The organism is Serratia odorifera, assembly GCF_041448735.1.
In the GTDB taxonomy this organism is placed as follows: domain Bacteria; phylum Pseudomonadota; class Gammaproteobacteria; order Enterobacterales; family Enterobacteriaceae; genus Serratia_F; species Serratia_F odorifera.
In genome coordinates this window covers 1-1,195 of record NZ_JBGMUT010000032.1, presented here as the reverse complement: position 1 = coordinate 1,195, position 1,195 = coordinate 1, and the positions used below count along the sequence as shown (strand labels likewise).

2 protein-coding genes are annotated in these 1,195 nt (G+C 50.5%); one reads left to right on the top strand and one right to left on the bottom strand.

What is annotated here, in order from left to right; translation table 11 throughout:
* The coding region (locus ACCC84_RS23410; RefSeq protein ID WP_371902412.1) for a DUF4225 domain-containing protein at positions 1-575 on the top strand (575 nt) is incomplete at its 5' end.
* On the opposite strand, the gene ACCC84_RS23405 is transcribed toward ACCC84_RS23410, so the two are convergent.
* Positions 553-867: a hypothetical protein gene (locus tag ACCC84_RS23405; RefSeq protein ID WP_198773795.1), complete on the bottom strand. Its 315-nt coding sequence runs from the start codon at positions 865-867 to the stop codon at positions 553-555. The two genes, ACCC84_RS23410 and ACCC84_RS23405, sit on opposite strands and share 23 nt — an antisense overlap.
* Positions 868-1,195 lie beyond the last annotated feature (328 nt).

Sequence of the window (1,195 nt, the reverse complement as noted above, 5' to 3'; positions counted from 1 at the left end):
ATCTACGGGCAGAAAATGACGGTCTGATTGAACAGGATCGCCTGCTCAAGACAAAGGCGGCCCAGCTGTATGCCAAGATTGAATTTATCAAGGAAAATAACCAGATAGTGGGTTATGTCATTTCAGCTGTGCAGGTAGTCTTAGCAGGCCTGCAAGCCGCAGGTGGGCTGCTCCTGGTGAGCTCAATGACCCCGGTCGGCATCTTGTTGGGAGCCACGCTGGTGGTTGATGCAGCCAACACCCTATCTCGAGAAATGAATCGCCAGTTATTGAATAAACCCGACTCGCAGGGATTTGTTGCTGACAGTGCCATGTCCGTGGCCGAATTTATGGGTTTTCGCGGAGAAAGTGGTCTTGCAGCGTATAAAACGGTGAGTCTGGCTGCGAATGCATACAGCGTCTTTGGTCTACTACGCAAACCAGGGACCTGGCGGCTGTTCCATTTTGTTCGCTCTGACTTTTACCGAAAAATGGACGCAATGAGCCGACCGAAACTGACCATGAAAATTATCGGCTACGGCTTAAACGCAAAAATCGTATTTGACTTGCTGACTATCGAGCGCTCACCGTCTTAAAACGCCAGGCCTTGTAAGTCAATTTAAGGGGCGTCATCCAACAGAAAATCCCCAAGATCAGCAGCACAGCAACGCCAAAGGAAATAATGTTTTCTGAAGAAGAAAAACAAACCGCCAGGATAAACAACCCCACCAGTACGGCAGAAAGAAGGCCCATGGCCATAAAACGGTTCGCAAGCGCGGGCAGCAAGACATCAAGTGTAGAACCTTGGGTGTTCGTATAGTGTTTGAGCTTTTGCAGATCTTCTGCCGTAAAACCTGATTCCAACAACGCTTGTTCAGTTATCGCCACACGCTATTCCTCCAATGATCCCAAGCAGTATACCGCTATCGTGGCGAAAAAAAACCGGCCAGCAGGCCGGTGGGGGCGGCTGGCTTATTGCTCAGCATATCAACGTACGCTGACGCCATTGAGGAACAGATCTACCAGATGGCTGACGCGCGCGGACAAAGCCTCATCCAGCTCGGCAGCAAGCGCACATGCAAATGCCTAAACGTTGTTATATGCTTTTGCCCAGCACTGTCACAGATCGTTAACGAGGACACAGATGGATATCTCCCTGCTTGCAGGACAACGGAGCACTGCCTGGTCGGCAACCATGATCAATCTGGAAGCCCGA